Here is an 846-nt window from a genome sequence, read left to right as displayed (position 1 = left end):
GTCCTCGGCGGCGCGCTCGCGGTGAAGCCCCTGCTCGGCATCGAGAACGGCGTCATCACCACCCTGGAGAAGGTCCGGACCGCCGGCCGGGCGATCAGCCGGCTCGAGGAGCTCGCCGTCCAGGCGGCCGGCGAGGACTACGTCGACATCACCGTCGCCCACCTCGCCAGCGAGGAGCGGGCGCTCACCCTGGCCGACAGCCTGGCGGAGCGGCTCGAGAAGCAGCTCGACGGCCGGTCGATCCGCTGCGCCGAGCTCGGCGCGGTCCTCGGGGCACACGTCGGTCCCGGCATGCTCGCGATCTGCGTCGCCCCGCTGCTGCCCGACTACTGAGGCCCGGCCCGCTCGTCGTCCCCAGGACGGCGAGGGGCCGCCCGGCTCCCCAGGTCGGCACGACGGATCCGCACGGGTCCGGGCCGGGTGCCTAGCGTGCCGGGATGCGCACCTCCGGCGACCAGGTCCGTGCCGCCACCGCCCGCCGCGTCGCCGAGCTGGCGGCCGACCTCGGGCAGGAGCCTCGCCGACCGATCGTCGTCCCCGAGCCCGGCCGGCACGCGGCTCGGCGGAGCAGCGCGCCCCGGGTGCCCGGCACGGTGCTGGGCACGGTGCTCGGCCCTGCCCACCTCGCGGTGCTCGTGCTGGTGGTCGCCGCGGGCGTCGCGCTCACTGCCTGGTGGGTAGTCCGAGACCAGAGCCGACAGGTCGTCGAGTCGCCGGCTCCCGCGCCGGCCGCCCCGCTCGTCGAGGAGTCCCCGGGCGGCGATGCTGCCGTCGTACCGAGCCAGGGAGCGACGGGCACAGCGACGGGCGTAGCGACGGTGACGGTCGACGTCAGCGGCAAGGTAC

The 846-nt window shown here is 76.2% G+C and carries 2 protein-coding genes; both read left to right on the top strand.

What is annotated here, in order from left to right:
- A partial coding sequence (locus H0487_RS22745; protein ID WP_183096454.1) for a DegV family protein occupies nt 1-333 on the top strand: 333 nt, incomplete at its 5' end.
- Between the two features lie 104 nt (nt 334-437).
- Nucleotides 438-846 (top strand): hypothetical protein (locus H0487_RS22740; RefSeq protein WP_220793718.1); only part of this gene is annotated, 409 nt, incomplete at its 3' end.

Origin of the sequence: Nocardioides stalactiti, assembly GCF_014180715.1 — a bacterium.
Lineage (GTDB): Bacteria > Actinomycetota > Actinomycetes > Propionibacteriales > Nocardioidaceae > Nocardioides > Nocardioides stalactiti.
The sequence above is the reverse complement of the archived record's forward strand: the minus strand, read 5'-3'. Positions and strand labels throughout refer to the sequence as shown.